This is a genomic window from Halomonas sp. CH40, from assembly GCA_041875495.1.
Lineage (GTDB): Bacteria > Pseudomonadota > Gammaproteobacteria > Pseudomonadales > Halomonadaceae > Vreelandella.
On record CP112982.1, the window covers coordinates 788,684 to 806,628 of the forward strand.

13 protein-coding genes and 3 tRNA genes are annotated in these 17,945 nt (G+C 56.0%); 13 read left to right on the top strand and 3 right to left on the bottom strand.

Going from position 1 to position 17,945, the window contains the following annotated elements; all coding sequences use genetic code 11:
- Positions 1–35: 35 nt before the first annotated feature.
- The 4 genes from OR573_03665 (at position 36) to eno (ending at position 5,544) form a co-directional block, all read left to right on the top strand.
- Positions 36–1,454 carry an FAD-dependent oxidoreductase gene (locus tag OR573_03665; GenBank protein XGA80766.1) on the top strand — a complete coding sequence of 473 codons (1,419 nt, stop codon included), beginning with the start codon at positions 36–38 and terminating at the stop codon, positions 1,452–1,454.
- A gap of 160 nt (positions 1,455–1,614) precedes the next feature.
- A complete protein-coding gene (locus tag OR573_03670; GenBank protein XGA80767.1) occupies positions 1,615–3,297 on the top strand; it encodes a CTP synthase in 1,683 nt (560 codons plus the stop codon).
- Positions 3,298–3,304: 7 nt separating this feature from the next.
- Positions 3,305–4,165, top strand: coding sequence for a 3-deoxy-8-phosphooctulonate synthase (gene kdsA / locus OR573_03675; GenBank protein ID XGA80768.1), 861 nt, complete (start codon positions 3,305–3,307; stop codon positions 4,163–4,165).
- An 89-nt stretch (positions 4,166–4,254) separates the two neighbouring features.
- Entirely contained in the window at positions 4,255–5,544 is a 1,290-nt protein-coding gene (eno, locus tag OR573_03680) for a phosphopyruvate hydratase (protein ID XGA80769.1), read from the top strand.
- A gap of 542 nt (positions 5,545–6,086) precedes the next feature.
- Here eno and OR573_03685 read toward each other — a convergent pair.
- Positions 6,087–6,410, bottom strand: a complete 324-nt coding sequence (locus tag OR573_03685) for a ferredoxin family protein (protein XGA80770.1) — start codon at positions 6,408–6,410, stop codon at positions 6,087–6,089.
- Between the two features lie 167 nt (positions 6,411–6,577).
- On the bottom strand, positions 6,578–9,145 hold the full coding sequence (gene mutS / locus OR573_03690; GenBank protein XGA80771.1) for a DNA mismatch repair protein MutS: 2,568 nt from the start codon (positions 9,143–9,145) through the stop codon (positions 6,578–6,580).
- 165 nt (positions 9,146–9,310) lie between these two features.
- On the opposite strand from mutS, the gene OR573_03695 reads away from it, so the two are divergent.
- The 9 genes from OR573_03695 to OR573_03735 all read left to right on the top strand — a co-directional run bounded on the left by OR573_03695 (position 9,311) and on the right by OR573_03735 (position 16,623).
- Entirely contained in the window at positions 9,311–9,823 is a 513-nt protein-coding gene (locus OR573_03695; GenBank protein XGA80772.1) for a CinA family protein, read from the top strand.
- A gap of 93 nt (positions 9,824–9,916) precedes the next feature.
- Entirely contained in the window at positions 9,917–11,038 is a 1,122-nt protein-coding gene (recA, locus tag OR573_03700; protein ID XGA80773.1) for a recombinase RecA, read from the top strand.
- 3 nt (positions 11,039–11,041) lie between these two features.
- Entirely contained in the window at positions 11,042–11,503 is a 462-nt protein-coding gene (locus tag OR573_03705; protein XGA80774.1) for a regulatory protein RecX, read from the top strand.
- Positions 11,504–11,696: 193 nt separating this feature from the next.
- Entirely contained in the window at positions 11,697–14,306 is a 2,610-nt protein-coding gene (alaS, locus tag OR573_03710; GenBank protein XGA80775.1) for an alanine--tRNA ligase, read from the top strand.
- A gap of 103 nt (positions 14,307–14,409) precedes the next feature.
- Entirely contained in the window at positions 14,410–15,660 is a 1,251-nt protein-coding gene (locus OR573_03715; protein ID XGA80776.1) for an aspartate kinase, read from the top strand.
- Positions 15,661–15,851: 191 nt separating this feature from the next.
- Positions 15,852–16,040 (top strand): carbon storage regulator CsrA, encoded by a 189-nt coding sequence (csrA, locus tag OR573_03720; GenBank protein ID XGA80777.1) that lies wholly within the window; start codon positions 15,852–15,854, stop codon positions 16,038–16,040.
- Positions 16,041–16,292: 252 nt separating this feature from the next.
- Positions 16,293–16,385, top strand: a tRNA-Ser gene (locus OR573_03725).
- Between the two features lie 28 nt (positions 16,386–16,413).
- Positions 16,414–16,490: transfer RNA gene (locus OR573_03730), tRNA-Arg, on the top strand.
- 56 nt (positions 16,491–16,546) lie between these two features.
- Positions 16,547–16,623, top strand: a tRNA-Arg gene (locus tag OR573_03735).
- A 237-nt stretch (positions 16,624–16,860) separates the two neighbouring features.
- Here OR573_03735 and OR573_03740 read toward each other — a convergent pair.
- Positions 16,861–17,826 (bottom strand): tRNA-dihydrouridine synthase family protein, encoded by a 966-nt coding sequence (locus OR573_03740; GenBank protein ID XGA80778.1) that lies wholly within the window; start codon positions 17,824–17,826, stop codon positions 16,861–16,863.
- Between the last annotated feature and the right edge of the window lie 119 nt (positions 17,827–17,945).

The following is a 17,945-nucleotide window of genomic DNA, read 5'->3' on the forward strand; positions in this document are numbered from 1 at the left end:
ATAGCTGATGCCGAATCGCCGAGAGGAAAATGATCATGGCTAACCGATTGAATAATGACTTCCAGTTTGTTGATGTAGGTCGTCAGGATCCACAAAAGAAAGACGCTCGCTCACGGGCAAAAGAGTTCGCTGAAATCTACGAACCCTACAAGCCCACGGATGCTGCCAGTCAGGCGCATCGCTGCCTGCACTGTGGCAACCCTTACTGTGAGTGGAAGTGCCCGGTACATAACTACATTCCCAACTGGCTGCAGTTGGTGGTGGAAGGCAACATTCTTGAAGCCGCAGAGCTTTCCCACAAGACCAACTCGCTGCCTGAGGTGTGTGGACGGGTCTGCCCTCAGGATCGTCTGTGTGAAGGCGACTGCACCCTGAATGACGGCTTTGGTGCGGTGACCATAGGGTCGATTGAAAAGTACATTACCGATACGGCCTTTGCCATGGGCTGGCGCCCGGATATGTCCAAGGTGGTGTGGACAGACAAGAAGGTTGCGATTATTGGCGCAGGCCCGGCCGGGCTTGGTTGTGCCGATATTCTGGCGCGCAGCGGCGTCAGGCCGGTGGTGTTTGACAAGTACCCGGAGATTGGTGGCCTGCTGACTTTTGGTATTCCTGAGTTCAAGCTGGAAAAGAACGTCATGGAGCGCCGCCGGGCGGTGTTTGAGGAAATGGGCGTGGAGTTTCGTCTGAACACCGAAATCGGCACCGACGTCGAGTTCGAAACCCTGCTGCAGGACTACGACGCTGTCTTTCTGGGCATGGGCACCTATAAGTACATGGAAGGGGGTTTCCCCGGTGAAGACCTGCCAGGCGTCTACAAGGCGCTGGATTTCCTGATCGCCAACGTTAACCGCTGCCTGGGTTTTGAAAAAGACCCGTCAGACTACATCTCCATGGAAGGCAAGCGTGTGGTGGTGCTGGGCGGGGGTGATACCGCCATGGACTGCAACCGCACCTCGATCCGCCAGGGCGCTGCCAGCGTCAGCTGTGCTTACCGTCGCGATGAAGAAAACATGCCAGGCTCGCGCCGTGAGGTGGCCAATGCCCGCGAAGAGGGCGTCGAGTTCCTGTTCAATCGCCAGCCAGTCGCCGTGGTCGGCGAAGAAAAGGTCGAGGGCGTCAAGGTTGTACGAACCCGCCTGGGTGAGCCGGACGAAAATGGTCGTCAGCGCCCTGAGGTCGTGCCCGGTTCTGAAGAAATCATTGCCGCAGATGCCGTGGTGATTGCCTTTGGTTTCCAGGCCAGCCCCGCACCCTGGTTCAGTACGTCGAACATCGCAGTCGATGAGCGTGACCGCGTCAAGGCACCGGAGCACGGCCAGTACGCCTTCCAGACCAGCAACGAAAAAATCTTTGCGGGTGGCGACATGGTGCGCGGCTCGGATCTGGTGGTGACGGCCATTTATGAAGGTCGCCAGGCGGCAGAAGGTATTCTGGATTATCTGGGCGTCTGAGCAATTCAGGCGGTTGGGCATGTCATGGTGATAGCCGATGCCATGGCATGCCCTAAACGTCGTCGTTCAATTGAGCCTTTAGGCGTACTCTGCTATCCTGTCCTCCCATCCTGGTGTGGCTTTCTGCTGTGCCTATTGATCACGTTTCGACAGGTTTTCCATGACACGATATATCTTCGTGACCGGTGGCGTTGTGTCCTCGCTTGGCAAGGGAATCGCATCTGCCTCACTGGCGGCGATTCTTGAGGCGCGCGGCCTAAAAGTCACCATGCTCAAGCTCGACCCTTACATCAACGTCGACCCGGGCACCATGAGCCCCTTCCAGCATGGCGAAGTTTTCGTCACGGAAGATGGCGCCGAGACAGATCTGGATCTGGGCCACTATGAGCGGTTTATCCGCACCAAGATGACCCAGAGTAATAACTTTACGACCGGGCGTGTTTACGAGCACGTGCTGCGCAAGGAGCGGCGCGGCGATTACCTGGGCGGTACCGTACAGGTGATTCCGCATATCACCGATGAAATCAAACGTCGTGTCTACGCGGGCGGTGAAGGTTTTGACGTGGCGCTGGTGGAAATCGGTGGTACCGTGGGTGATATTGAATCACTGCCGTTTCTTGAGTCGATCCGCCAGATTCGCAGCCAGCTGGGTGCCCAGCGCGCACTCTTCATGCACCTGACCCTGGTGCCCTATATTGCCACGGCGGGCGAGACCAAGACCAAGCCGACTCAGCACAGCGTCAAGGAACTGCGTTCCATCGGTATCCAGCCGGATATCCTGATCTGCCGTAGCGAAGTGGAGCTTGAAGAAGCCGAACGACGCAAGATCGCGCTGTTCACCAATGTTGAAGAACGCGCCGTGGTGCCGCTTCAGGATGCCGATACCATCTATCGTATTCCGCTGATGCTGCACGAGCATGGCCTGGATGAGATCGTCTGCAACAAGTTCAATCTTGAAGCGGGCGAAGCCGATCTGTCTGATTGGGTGCGGGTGCTGGATGCCAAGCTCAACCCTCTGAAGTCGGTCAGCATTGCCATGGTAGGCAAGTACATGGAACTGCTTGATGCCTACAAGTCGCTTAACGAAGCGCTGATTCATGCCGGTATTCAGGATCGTATCAAGGTCAACGTTGACTATATTGATGCGGAAGATATCGAGCACCACGGTACTGAGCGGCTGGCAGGCAAGGATGCCATCCTGGTGCCCGGTGGCTTTGGTGAGCGCGGGGTGGAAGGCAAGATCATGGCGGCGCAGTTTGCCCGTGAGAACAAGGTTCCCTACCTGGGCATCTGCTTGGGTATGCAGGTGGCGGTGATCGAATATGCGCGCAATGTCGCCGGTTGGGAAGATGCCAACTCCACCGAATTTACCCACGACACTAAGCATCCGGTGGTGGGCCTGATCACTGAATGGCTCAATGCCGAAGGCAAGATTGAGCTGCGTGATGCGGCATCTGACCTGGGTGGCACCATGCGTCTGGGTGGCCAGGTGTGCCATCTGGAAGCGGGTACCCGAGCGAGAGCCGCCTATGGCGCCGATGAAATTGTTGAGCGCCATCGCCACCGCTTTGAGGTCAACAACCAGTTTGTAGATGAGCTGGAAAAAGCCGGCCTGGTGGTTTCTGGCAAGAGTGTTGATCAATCCCTGGTGGAAGTGATCGAACTGGCCGACCACCCCTGGTATGTGGCCTGTCAGTTCCATCCGGAATTCACCTCCACGCCCCGCGATGGGCATCCCCTGTTCAGTGGCTTTGTCAACGCAGCGCTGGAGCACAAGACGGCGCGCATTCGCCAGCAGTCTGCGACCCAGACACCGTCAACCGCAGGGCATAACGAGGAGTAAGCGACCCATGACTTACCCGCAACCTGCAGAGCGTCATATCAACATTGCCGGCCTAACCGCCGGCAATTCTTTGCCCTTGATGCTGTTGGGCGGTATGAACGTGCTGGAAAGCCGAGACCTTGCCATGGAAGTGGCGTCTGCCTACGTCGAGGCTACTGCCAAGCTCGGCATCCCCTATGTGTTCAAGGCCAGTTTTGACAAGGCCAATCGCAGCTCGATCAACTCTTACCGTGGCCCAGGGCTCGAAAAGGGCCTGGCCATTCTGGCGGAAATCAAGGAACGCTTTGGCGTGCCGATCATCACCGATGTGCACGAGCCCTGGCAGGCAGCGCCGGTGGCTGAAGTAGCGGATATCATTCAGCTACCTGCTTTTCTGGCCCGCCAGACCGATCTGGTGGTCGCCATGGCCAGCACAGGTGCCGTGATCAATATCAAGAAACCGCAGTTTCTGGCGCCTCACGAAATGCGCCATATCCTGAGCAAGTGCCAGGAAGCCGGTAATGATCAGCTGCTGCTGTGTGAGCGTGGCTCAAGCTTCGGCTATAACAATCTGATTGTTGATATGCTCGGCTTTGGTGATATGAAGCAGACCGGCTTTCCGGTCTTTTTTGATGTGACCCACGCGTTACAGCGCCCCGGCGGTCGGGCTGACAGTGCCGACGGCCGCCGTGCTCAGGTGGCTGAACTGGCCCGCGCTGGCGTTGCGGTGGGCTTGGCAGGTATTTTTCTGGAAGCGCATCCTGACCCGGATAACGCCAAGTGTGATGGCCCCTGTGCCCTGCCGCTGAAGCAGCTGGAGCCTTTTCTCAATCAACTGGTGCAACTGGATACGCTGGTAAAAGGGTTTGAGCCCTTGGTTATCCGTTGAAATACCCGCTGAGAGAATGATTCAAACAACCAGTATTGAACAAAGTTTTTAGTACCCATGATGTTAACACCAACAAAAAGGACGGCTTGATGACTAAAATTGTCGATATTCGTGCGCTGGAAGTACTTGATTCACGTGGTAACCCTACTGTCTCAGCCACGGTTCGTCTGGAAAGTGGCGCGGTTGGCGAAGCCTGTGCCCCAAGCGGTGCGTCTACCGGCTCGCGCGAGGCATTGGAGCTGCGTGATGGTGACAAGTCACGTTATCTGGGCAAAGGTGTTCTGAAAGCGGTTGAAGCGGTTAATGGCCCGATTCGTGATGCCCTGCTGGGTCTGGATGCCCGTGACCAGCGCGGCCTGGATAACGCCATGCTGACGCTGGATAACACCGAAAACAAGGCCAACCTGGGCGCCAACGCCATACTGGCGGTATCGCTCGCGGCTGCCAAGGCAGCGGCCAATGCCAAGGGCGTACCCTTGTACGCTCATATCGCCGAGCTTTATGGCCAGCCGGGCCAGTACAGCATGCCGGTTCCCATGATGAATATCCTTAATGGCGGCGAACATGCTGACAACAACGTAGATATTCAGGAGTTTATGGTGCAGCCGGTGGGGGCAGCCAACTTCCGTGAAGGCCTGCGTATGGGGGCAGAAATCTTCCATGCCCTGAAAAAAGTTCTGTCTGCACGGGGGCTGTCGACCTCGGTAGGTGATGAAGGCGGCTTTGCGCCTAACCTGGCCTCCAACGCCGAGGCGCTGGCGGTAATCAAGCAGGCCGTTGCCGATGCGGGCTATCGTCTGGATGAAGACGTCACCCTGGCGCTGGACTGCGCTTCTTCCGAGTTCTACAAGGATGGCCAGTACAACCTGTCTGGCGAAGGCAAAAGCTACGATGCCGAAGGCTTTGCCGATTACCTGGCCGGGCTGTGCGCAGACTACCCGATTGTCTCTATTGAAGACGGTATGGACGAATCTGACTGGGATGGCTGGAAAGCCCTGACCGACAAGCTGGGTGACAAGGTACAGCTGGTGGGTGACGACCTGTTTGTCACCAATACCAAAATCCTCAAGCGGGGTATCGATGAACAGATCGGTAACTCTATCCTGATCAAGTTCAACCAGATTGGTTCGCTGTCAGAAACCCTGGATGCTATCAAGATGGCTCAGGATGCGGGTTTCACGGCGGTTATCTCTCACCGCAGTGGTGAAACAGAAGATACTACGATTGCTGATTTAGCAGTGGGCACTTGTGCAGGCCAAATTAAGACGGGCTCACTGTGCCGTTCCGACCGCGTAGCGAAATATAACCGCCTGCTGGCGATCGAAGCCGAGTTGGGTAACGTCAGCTATCCTGGTCGTCAGGCTATCAAGGGTCAATAACGGCCATTAACCCTTGAGTAGCGTAAGAGATCTCTTCAATTCGTGTAAGATATCTCTTACACGAGGCGTAGAGATTAACGCAACAACAACTGTTTATCAGCCATAATGTAACAGTGTAGCTGGCAACTGATTGTTTTGGCATTGAATGTTACACAAGGCGGGCCAAGCAGCCCGTCTTGTACATTTTGGACGCCCTTGAGTCGACAGATAAATCTGCCACAATGAACTTATGGACAAGGGGAGGCAAGGACGCTCTCGAGCAGGATGCAACGGGATATACAGGTACGCCGGGTGATATAGGGGGTGTTGGCCCCGGCAGGGAATGTACCTGAGGATGTCAGGCATAGGGAATGCCTGTGGACATGCTGGGAGCGGGCGGCCTACGGGCCGCTTTTTTGTGCGCGTGATAAAAGCCTGGCTGACGCTTTCTTCAGGATGAGGCGGCACCCGAACGGCAATCTTGTTACCTGTTGGTATTGAACCTGTTGGTATTAAAACAGGGTGCCGCGCTGCTATCCGCTCATCTGATGTATAACGTCAGGCTAGCGTTCGAGCTTTTCCAGCTTGCCGGTCTTGCCATCCCACTCTTCTGCATCAGGTAGCGGGTCTTTTTTCTCGGCAATATTGGGCCACACCTCCGCCAGCTCGGCATTGAGTTCGATAAACTGCTCCTGGCCGTCGGGTAATTCATCCTCGGAAAAAATCGCCTCCGCAGGACATTCCGGCTCGCACAGGGCGCAGTCGATGCACTCATCAGGGTGAATGACGAGAAAGTTGGGGCCTTCGTAAAAACAGTCGACCGGGCAGACTTCCACGCAGTCGGTATATTTGCATTGAATGCAATTTTCGGTCACGACAAACGTCATCGCTAATTCCCTCTTCAAGTGCTGGTTATGTCGTCAGGTGGCATACCCAGACTGGTTTAATAACATTTGGATATAAAATTCAGTTTTTATATAAATAAAGTGTTGTATTTTAGAGGGTGACAGCCACTTGCGGCAAGTACCTGTCCCCTTGATAGGTAATTATTCTATTACACCCGCTCCCGCCACTGATACAGCAGTTCAAGTGCCTGACGGGGCGTGAGTTCATCAATGGCCAGGTTTTCCAGGGCTTCTACTACCGGGTGGGGAGCCTGGGCAAAAAGATCATCCTGCAGCGGCGCTGTCTGTGTGCCTGCTGGGTTGGGCAAGGTTTCATTGTCACGCTTTTCAAGGCTGTGCAGGGTTTCCCTGGCGCGCTGAATAACGCTAGTGGGCACACCCGCCAGTTGGGCAACCTGCAGGCCGTAACTCTGGCTGGCGGGGCCAGGCTCAATGCGGTGCATGAAGATGATGCGGTCGCCGTGTTCAGTCGCTGTCAGGTGGATATTGGCCACGCTTTCGGCATGTTCCGGCAAGGCAGTCATTTCAAAGTAGTGGGTGGCAAACAGAGTCAAGGCACGCAGCTTGGCGAGGTGTTCAGCGCTGGCCCAGGCCAGCGAAAGGCCATCAAAGGTGCTGGTGCCCCGGCCAATCTCATCCATTAATACCAGGCTTTGCGAAGTGGCGTTATGCAGGATGTTGGCAGTTTCCGTCATTTCCACCATAAAGGTTGAACGCCCACCCGCCAGATCATCGGAGGAACCAATCCGCGTGAAGATACGGTCAACCGGGCCGATTTCTGCCGCATCGGCAGGTACAAAGCTGCCACAGTGGGCTAATAGGGTGATCAGTGCTGCCTGGCGCATGTAGGTGGATTTACCGCCCATATTGGGGCCGGTAATGATCAGCATCGCCTGTTCCGGGTTGAGGCTGACATCGTTGGGCACAAAGGGCGTCTCACTGACCTGCTCAACCACCGGATGGCGCCCGGCGCGGATAGTGATGCCGGTGTCTTCCTTAAGCACTGGGCGCACCCAGTCCAGCGCATCGGCGCGCTCGGCAAAGGCGCACAGAACATCCAGTTCTGCCAGCGCGCGAGAGCTTGCCTGTAGTGCATGCAGATGGGTGTTGAGTTCATCCAGTAGGCGCTCATACAGCCATTTTTCACGGCTCAAGGCGCGGGATTTGGCGGATAGCGCCTTGTCTTCAAACTCCTTAAGCTCAGGAATGATAAAGCGTTCGGCATTTTTAAGTGTTTGGCGGCGAATGTACTCGGCCGGTGCCTGTTGGGCCTGGGCGCGGGGGAGTTCGATAAAGTAGCCGTGTACCCGGTTGTAGCCAACCTTGAGGTGGCTAAGCCCGGTGCGCTCGCGCTCGCGGGTTTCCAGGGCAACCAGATAGTCGCCGGCGTTTTCGGCCAGACCGCGCTGTTCATCAAGCTCTTCATCAAAGCCTTTGGCAATCACGCCACCCTCGCGGATCACCACGGGTGGATTTTCAACAATAGCCCGCTGCAGGGTCTCGCTCAGCGCCGGATAAGGCTGAATATGGGAGCGCAGATGGTCAATGACGCTACCGCTGTCCACCTGGCTTAACAGCGTCTGCAGCTGTGGAAGGGTGGCTAGTGCATCGCGCAGCCTGGCCAGATCCCTTGGACGGGCGCTGTAGAGCGCCACCCGGGAAAGAATGCGTTCCACATCGCCGACGGCGTTCAGCGTTTCACGCAAGGCTTCATAGGCGACATCAAGCTGCAGCAGGGCAACCCCGGCCTGGCGGTCATGGATGATGTCACGCTGGCGCAGGGGACGATTAAGCCAGCGTTTGAGCAGGCGTGAACCCATGGCGGTGGCGCAGGTATCGAGCACGCTGGCCAGGGTGTTGTCGCTGCCGCCGCCCAGATTGGTGTCGATCTCCAGATTGCGCCGACTGGCGGCATCAATCACTACCGCATCGTCACGGTTTTCAACGCTGATCGAGGTGACGTGCGGCAGGCGAGAGCGCTGGGTGTCGCGGGCATAATCGACCAGGACGCCAGCGGCAATCAGGGCGGTGGTCAGGTGGGCACAGCCAAAGCCGCGCAGGTCCTGTACCTCAAACTGATCGCACAGGCTTCGGGTAGCACTTTCCAGGTTATACAGCCACTCCCCCTGGCGGCGTAGGCCGCGCTGGGCGGAAAGCGGCTCGGGCAGTGCGAGGTTTTCCGGCACCAACAGTTCAGCCGGAGATAGCCGGGTCAGCTCGGCGAGCATCTCTTCGTCGCTTTCAAGCTCCAGAAGGCTGAAACGGCCGCTGGACAGCTCCAGCCAGGCAATCCCCCATTTGGCCTGGTGAGGCGCAATGGCGGCCAGCACGTTATCGCGGCGGGCATCCAGCAGGGCTTCATCGTGCAAGGTGCCAGGCGTGACGATACGTACTACCTTGCGCTCTACCGGGCCCTTGCTGGTGGCCGGGTCGCCAATCTGTTCGCAGATGGCGACAGATTCCCCTGCGCTGACCAGACGGGCCAGGTAGCCTTCTGCACTGTGAAAGGGGACGCCCGCCATGGGGATGGGTTGCCCGCCGGACTGGCCGCGCTGGGTAAGGGTGATGTCGAGAAGAGCCGCAGCGCGTTTGGCGTCATCAAAAAACAGCTCATAGAAATCCCCCATGCGGTAAAACAGCAAGACCTCGGGGTGTTCGCGTTTAATATTCAGGTATTGAGCAATCATCGGCGTGTTTGCCGGGCTAGTATTGGCCATGAGCGTCCTGAAATAAGCAGGGCGCAAGCTGTATACTGGCTTGCGCGCGGTTCCGTGAATTAGGTTCTACGCTTGAATGGGCAGCGCTTGGGCAGGCGGCCATTCTTTAGCCACGCAAAAGCCGCTATTCTACGCTGAAGTCATCACCGACATGAAGGAGTGAGCATGGAGCCAAGCGTTGAAAGCCTGAAAAATCTGGATCTGACCTTGTTGGCGCAGCGGTTGGGTAAACTCTGCCAGCAGCACCAGCTTGAGATTGCCACGGCAGAATCCTGTACCGGTGGAGGTATTGCCAGTGCCATTACTGCCGTACCGGGAAGTTCGGCCTATTTTGCCACTGGCTATGTGACCTATTCCAATGCGGCGAAAACCCGTCTTTTGGGGGTAGAGAGTTCGGTGCTTGCCAGTGAAGGCGCGGTCAGTGAGGCCGTGGTCAAAGCCATGGTAGCTGGGGCCTGCCAGGAAAGCGGTGCTGACCTTGCCGTGGCCGTGAGCGGCGTGGCAGGCCCGGACGGCGGTAGCCCGGAAAAGCCCGTGGGCACCGTTTGGCTGGCATGGGGTGACCGGCAGGCCCAGCAGGCAGAATGCCTGCATTTCCCCGGCGACCGCCACGCGGTACGTGAACAGACGGTTCGCCAGGCCATGGCCACCTTGATCATGTCGATCAGTGAGCGGTGAGCAGTGAATAATACGCGCCAGAGCATTTGTTTATGGTGTAAACTTTGGCATACTACTGGCTAGTTATACAGCATCTTTATGAGGAGTTTTTAAATGGCTCAGGACGAAAACCGCACCAAGGCGCTTAACGCAGCGCTCAGCCAGATTGACCGCCAATTCGGTAAAGGCACTGTTATGCGCCTGGGTGATACGCCCCGCGTGGTGATGCCGTCCGTGTCCACAGGCTCCTTGGGGCTGGATATCGCACTGGGCATCGGCGGTCTGCCGTTTGGCCGTGTCTGCGAAATATTCGGCCCGGAATCATCCGGTAAAACCACGCTGACGCTGTCGGTCATTGCCCAGGCGCAAAAGCAGGGCAAGGTATGCGCCTTTGTTGATGCCGAGCACGCCCTGGATCCTAGCTACGCAGAAAAACTGGGCGTCAATCTTGATGATCTTCTGGTGTCTCAGCCGGATACCGGTGAACAGGCGCTGGAAATTACCGATATGCTGGTTCGTTCCGGCGGCGTCGATGTGATTGTCATCGACTCGGTAGCGGCCTTGACGCCAAGGGCTGAAATTGAAGGCGAGATGGGGGATTCCCACGTCGGTTTGCAAGCCCGTTTGATGTCTCAGGCGCTGCGCAAGATTACCGGCAACATCAAGAACGCCAACTGTCTGGTGGTGTTTATCAACCAGATTCGCATGAAAATCGGCGTCATGTTTGGTTCACCCGAAACAACTACCGGCGGTAATGCGCTGAAGTTCTATGCCAGCGTCCGTCTGGATATCCGGCGTACCGGCTCGGTCAAGTCAGGCGATGAAGTGACCGGTAATGAAACCCGCGTCAAAGTGGTGAAAAACAAGGTGGCGCCGCCGTTCAAGCAGGCTGAATTCCAGATTCTCTATGGCAAGGGTATCTACCATGCTGGTGAGGTGATTGATCTGGGCGTACAGTGCAATCTGGTCGATAAAGCCGGTGCCTGGTACAGCTACAAAGGCAAGAAAATTGGTCAGGGTAAGGCTAATTCCGCCCAGTATCTGGAAGACCACCCGGATATCATGGAAGAAATTGAAAGCCAGATCCGTGGCCAGTTGCTGGCACCGCCTGAGCCTAAGGACAAAGACAAGGAAGAGGCGCCCGAGAAAGAAAAAGCCAGCAGTAAAAAAGGCGCAAAGGCAGCGGCTGCCACTGATGACACGGCTTTTGAGCCCGATAGCGGCGATTTGCTGTAATTTATGGCATGGGGCAAAGAACCGCCTTCACCGCGTGAAATGGCCATCGCCCTGTTGGCTCGGCGCGAGTACTCGCGCGCCGAGCTGGCAACACGTCTGCAGGCCAAGCAGGTGCCTGCGGATGAAATCGACGTTTGCCTGGACGAGCTGGCCGAAAAAGGCTGGCAGTCAGACGCGCGTTTTGCGGCCAGCTTCATACGCACACGCGTACTGCGCGGTCAGGGCTGGCGGCGCATTGAAAATGACCTTCGCCAGCGTGGGGTTGATGGCGAGATTATCCGTGCAGCGCTGGATGATGTGGTTGAGCAGGAAGCCATTGACTGGTTTGAGCTGGCCCGTGACGTGCTGGTAAGGCGTTTCGACTCGCCCGGTCAAACGCCCAAGGAGCGTGCCAAGCGCGAGCGTTTTCTGTTGGGGCGTGGCTTTGACTTTGAGCAGATCCGCTATGCGCTATCCTGCCTGTGATGCGTTTGTAAGATCTTCCGCTTATCTTTTTGAAAACCCCTTCGAAAACCCTGTTTAAGGGGGTTTTCAATGCCTTCTCACTCGCTGCCGCTTTAGTCGTTTGACAACTACGCTATAATGGCGTTTTTGCGACCCCGTTGGGTAGCGGTTAAAGCGCCCTGGGGCATCACGCCATCTCGTTAACGGATACCCTATGAAAAGCGCAGCGATCAGACAGGCCTTTCTTGACTATTTTGAACACCACGGACACACCCCGGTAGCCTCCAGTTCATTGGTGCCGGACAACGACCCGACCTTGCTGTTTACTAACGCTGGCATGGTGCCGTTCAAGGATGTCTTCCTGGGACGTGACCCGCGCCCCTATGTGCGCGCCGTGTCGGCACAGCGCTGTGTGCGGGCTGGCGGTAAGCATAACGATCTGGATAACGTTGGCTATACTGCGCGCCATCATACGTTTTTCGAGATGCTCGGTAACTTCAGCTTTGGCGACTACTTCAAGCGTGACGCCATCAGCTTTGCCTGGAACTTTCTGACCCAGACATTAGGGCTGCCGAAGGAAAAGCTCTGGGTAACCGTTCATATCAGTGATGACGAAGCAGAAAAAATCTGGAAGGACGAGATAGGCATTGATCCTGAACGCTTCTCCAAGCTGGATGAAGATAATTTCTGGCAAATGGGTGATACCGGCCCTTGCGGGCCAAGCTCAGAGATTTTCTATGATCATGGGCCTGAGGTCTGGGGCGGCCCGCCGGGAAGCCCGGAAGAAGACGGCGATCGCTATATCGAGATCTGGAATCTGGTGTTCATGCAGTTTGACCGCGATGCGGCAGGCAATATGAACCCGCTTCCCAAGCCGTCGATTGACACCGGAATGGGGCTTGAGCGCGTGGCGGCGGTATTGCAAGGCGTTCACTCCAACTATGAGATTGATCTCTTCCAGAACCTGCTCAAGGCAGCGGCACAGGCAACGGGTCATGCGGATATCTCGACACCATCGCTGCGCGTGATTGCCGATCACATTCGCTCCTGTGCATTTCTGATTACCGATGGCGTCCTGCCTTCCAACGAAGGCCGGGGCTATGTGCTGCGGCGGATTATCCGTCGGGCGGTGCGTCATGGCCACAAGCTGGGGGCAAACGAGCCGTTTTTCCATACTCTGGTGGAAGCTCTGGACGCAGAAATGGGCGATGCCTACCCGGAACTGCGCGAGGCCAAGGCGCAGATTGCGCGTATTCTACTCAAGGAAGAGGAGCAGTTTGCACGGACGCTGGATCATGGTATGGGGCTATTGGAAGCCGCTCTTGATGAACTCGACGGCAAGGTGCTGCCTGGCGCGACCGTGTTCAAACTGTATGACACCTATGGTTTCCCCTATGACCTGACCGCTGATGTCTGCCGTGAGCGGGATGTCACCCTGGATGAAGACGGTTTCCAACGCGAGCTCAACGCCCAGCGTGAGCGCGCCCGTGCCGCCAGTCAGTTTGGTGCCGATTACAGCGCCACGCTGGAGCTGGAGGGTGAAACCACCTTCAGTGGCTATGATCAGCTGGAAGACGACACCCGGGTGACGGCGCTTGTTGATCATCAGGGTAACGAGCTGGCGGCTCTTGAAGCGGGGCAAAAAGGGATTGTCGTGCTTGAGCGCACGCCTTTCTATGGCGAGTCGGGCGGTCAGGTGGGCGATACCGGCTACCTGCACTTTGCCGATGGGCGTTTTCAGGTGACTGATACCCAGAAGCAGAGCGGCCATCACCTGCATCACGGCGTCATGCTGGAAGGCACGCTTAATGTAGGCAGTCAGGTTCATCCTCAGGTGGATGCTTCGCTGCGGGCTGCGACTGTGCGTAATCACTCGGCCACTCACCTGCTGCACAAGGCATTGCGCATGGTGCTGGGTGACCACGTTCAGCAGAAAGGCTCGCTGGTGACCGCTGAGCGCCTACGCTTTGACTTCAGCCACTTTGAGCCAATGACGGCGGAGCAGCTCAAGGAAGTCGAGCGGCTGGTGAATGAGCAGATATTGGCCAACGCACCGACCAAAACCGAACAGATGACCTTGGACGAAGCCAAGGCCAAAGGCGCCGCCGCGCTGTTTGAAGCCAAATATGCGGATAATGTACGCGTGCTCACCATTGGCGCCGATGATTTCTCAATTGAACTGTGTGGTGGCACCCATGTGTCGCGCAGCGGCGATATTGGCTGTTGCCATGTGGTATCAGAAGCAGGTATTGCCTCGGGTGTGCGGCGTATTGAAGCGATCACCGGCGAAAATGCACTGGAATATTTCTATCAGCAGGAGGCGCGCGTTCAGCATGTAGGGGAGCGTCTCAAAGTCAAGCCGGAGCAGGTGGAAGCGCGGGTTGACGCCTTGCTTGAGCGCAACCGTCAGTTGGAAAAACAGCTTGAGCAGCTAAACGCCAAACTGGCCAGTGCGGCAGGCAGCGATATGCTGGCACAGGCGCAGGATATCAAGGGCGTTAAATTGATAGCGACCCAGCTGGAAAACGTGGCTGGCAAGGAATTGCGCAACGTGATGGATCAGCTTAAAAACAAGCTGGGTTCAGGCGTTATCGTACTCGGTGTAGCTGACAGGCAAGCGTCTAAAGTCAGCCTGATTGTGGGTGTGACCGAGGATCTAACGGGCAGTATCAAGGCGGGTGAGCTGGTCAATCACGTTGCCTCCCAGGTAGGAGGTAAAGGCGGCGGTCGTGCTGATATGGCGCAGGCGGGTGGTAGCCAGCCGGATGCCTTGCCTGAGGCCTTGAAGAGTGTTTCCAGTTGGCTGGAAAACAAGCTGGATTAATAAGAGGCCGGTGACATTCATGTTACCGGCCTTTATAGTTACGGCTATAAAAGCTTTTTAACACTTCATACTTCATTTCCGAACGCAACAGGAAAACTCCTATATGGCACTTTACGTTCAGAAGTTTGGCGGTACCTCGGTGGGCTCTGTCGAGCGCATCAAGGCCGTGGCAGAAAAGGTAAAAGGTTTTCGTGATCAAGGGCATCAGGTAGTGGTGGTGGTATCGGCCATGAGCGGTGAGACTAACCGTCTGACCGATATGGCAACGGCGCTTAACAGTGACCCTTCACCGCGCGAAATGGATATGCTGCTCTCAACCGGCGAGCAGGTGACCATTTCTTTGCTCGCCATGGCCTTGCAGAGCCTGGGGGTGCCGGCTACTTCGCACACCGGGGCGCAGGTGGGTATCCATACCGATAAAGCCTATACCAAGGCGCGCATCCAGCGCATTGAGACCGATGATCTACGCGAAGATCTGGATGATGGCAAGGTGGTAGTGGTGGCCGGTTTCCAGGGGGTCGATGAGGAAGGCAACATCACCACGCTTGGCCGCGGTGGCTCCGATACCACTGGGGTGGCGCTGGCGGCCGCGCTGAATGCCGATGAATGCCAGATCTATACCGATGTTGACGGCGTTTATACCACCGACCCGCGCGTGTGTTCCAAGGCTCAGCGCCTGGAAAGGATCACGGTGGAAGAAATGCTCGAACTGGCAAGCCTGGGTTCCAAGGTGTTGCAGATTCGTGCGGTGGAATTCGCCGGTAAATACAACGTTCCCCTGCGGGTGCTGTCGAGCTTTGAAGACGGCCCCGGTACGCTTATTGTTGCAGACTCTGACCAAGACGAGGACTCCATGGAAGAACCGCTGATCTCCGGTATCGCTTTTACCAAGAATGAAGCCAAACTGACGCTTTTGAATACGCCCGATGTGCCGGGTGTTGCCTCACGCATTCTGGGGCCGATTGCGGACGCCAATATCGAAGTCGATATGATTGTCCAGAACGTAGCGCCTGCAGGCGATTACACTGACTTCACCTTTACCGTTGCCAAGGGTGACTACAAGGCTACCAAGCGTATCCTGGAAGAGACGGTAATGCCTGATCTTGGCGGCGGTGAGCTGCGTGGCGATGACAATATTGCCAAGGTTTCACTGGTCGGGGTTGGCATGCGTTCACATGCCGGGGTTGCTTCCAAGATGTTCCGCGTGTTGGCCGATGAAAACGTCAACATTCGCATGGTCTCAACGTCAGAAATCAAGATCTCTGTTGTGATCGACGAAAAGCATATGGAGCTGGCGGTTCAGGCGCTTCACGACGCTTTTGGTTTGAGCAAATCTGATATCGAATCCGAGTAATTCGAGCCGTCTGATTTGCCAGCTGACAGGAAGCTCGTTGCTGCAAGGTAATGAGCTTCCTTTCATCGCGGGCTTGATGTGTTATATTTGTTGTACCAAAAGTGAAATAACGTGTCATGCCCGTAGAGGGTTTCGTATTTCGCTGGTGGATATCCCGTTGCATATAAAAACGTCTGAGAAGGAGATCAGCCATGCTCATTTTGACCCGCCGAGTCGGCGAAACCCTTATGATTGGTGATGACATTACAGTCACTGTGCTGGGTGTCAAAGGCAACCAGGTGCGAATCGGTGTGAATGCACCAAAGGATGTTTCTGTCCATCGTGAAGAAATATACCAGCGCATCCAGCGTGAACGTTCAGCCGACGTGAGCGATGAATAAATCGATGCTGATTTGTTCGCAGGGTTGGAAGTTGTTGTGACATGCGGTTGTGAAACGCTGTTATTCAGCAGTGTTTTAAAAAAGGAGTGGGCGGGTCGTATGGAATACACGTCAAGTGTCTTCCTGGGTTAAGGCGCAATTGGCCTTGCCAGCGGCGAAGTTAACGTCCACTCTCGCATGAAAACTGAAAAAAATTGTCATAAGTCTGGACAAGGCGCAGTAAAATCGGTAATATTCGCGCCGTGCCGTTAAGGAGAGGTGGCCGAGTGGCTGAAGGCGCTCCCCTGCTAAGGGAGTATAGGGTTTATAGCCCTATCGAGGGTTCGAATCCCTCTCTCTCCGCCACATGGCACAGTTCAGGTTAGACAAATGTGCGCCCGTAGCTCAGCTGGATAGAGTATCTGACTACGAATCAGAGGGTCGGAGGTTCGAATCCTCCCGGGCGCGCCATTTACGCTAGTAATTCTGGACTGTTGTAGTCGTTAAGTATCAGCACATTTTGTTAAGCGCCCGTAGCTCAGCTGGATAGAGTATCTGACTACGAATCAGAGGGTCGGAGGTTCGAATCCTCCCGGGCGCGCCAGATACCAAACCCGTTCTCAATTGAGAGCGGGTTTTTTGGTCAGCTTACCTGTTAAATGTACTGCCGAAGTGTTTCCTGCCCGTTTGCGATGCCATTTTGATGTGGTATCGCTTGATAAACGTTTTCCTTTAGCTGGATCGGCTGTCGCTCGCGACCGATCCTGCGATCGTGTAGCGCCCTCCCGTCTATTGGCGGTAGGGCGCTTTTTTTATGCGTGGCTTTCAGGTTTGAGTGTTTTTATGCATCGCTTGTTTCAGGAGTTTCAGTGACAACAAGGTTGTATAATAGATCATCGAGTCGGGTGATGCGTTTGAGGCGCTGAAACTGGACGTTTGCTTCAGCGTTGCCCTGGCGCATCTGGGCCAGCCATTGCTTAACCAGTGAGGTCACCACCCGTTCAGGCAGTTTCTGGCTCTGCAAATGGGCATAGGTTTTCAATACCTCGGCGCGCATGCTCCAGGTGGTTTCAGGTAGGCGCTGGCCGGTGGCTTGCCAATGCCGGATGCGTGGTGCCAGCCAGGGGTCGGCAAGGGCCGCACGGCCAAGCATGACATCACAGCAGCCTGACAGAGTGCGGGCTTTCCAGTAGTCTTCCAGCGTCCATATATCGCCATTGGCCACGACTGGAATGTCGATATGGTGGCGTATTCGGCCAATCCATTCCCAGTGGGCAGGCGGGCGATAGCCTTCATCCCGCGTGCGGCCATGGACCACCAGCTGGGAAGCGCCTCCGGCCTCCACGGCCTGGGCACAGGCGACGGCTTGAAGGCGGTTGGAAAAGCCCAGGCGTATTTTGGCCGTCACGGGGATTTCGCCATTCAGTGCTGTGGCAACCGCGTGGACAGCATTGAAAACCCGTTCAGGGTTACGTAATAACGCTGCTCCGCCATCGTGACGGTTGACAAGCTTGGCAGGGCAGCCGAAATTCAAGTCAATGCTTAACGCGCCCAGCTCAAGCGCTTGGCGTGCGTTGGCGGCCAGTGTTGTCGGGTCTGAGCCCAGTAACTGCAAATGCACCGGGACGCCACTAGGCGTTGCCACTGGTAACTGCTTTAATGAGTGTAGAAGCTCAGGGCAGTGCTTATAGAACACGCGAGAAGGCAGGCGAGCATCGATAACGCGGACAAACTCGGTGACCGTCCAGTCAAAGCCGGCTTCACGGGTCAGGAGGTCGCGGGTCAGGGCATCAATGACCCCTTCCATTGGCGCTAGGCCTATCCTGCCTTTATGTAGTAAATTAACAACGTTGACTTCCACTATGGCGCCATTGCATTCAATTCTGAGTGTGGCAGTTTAGTGTACCATTTTTATTGCGCCATTCA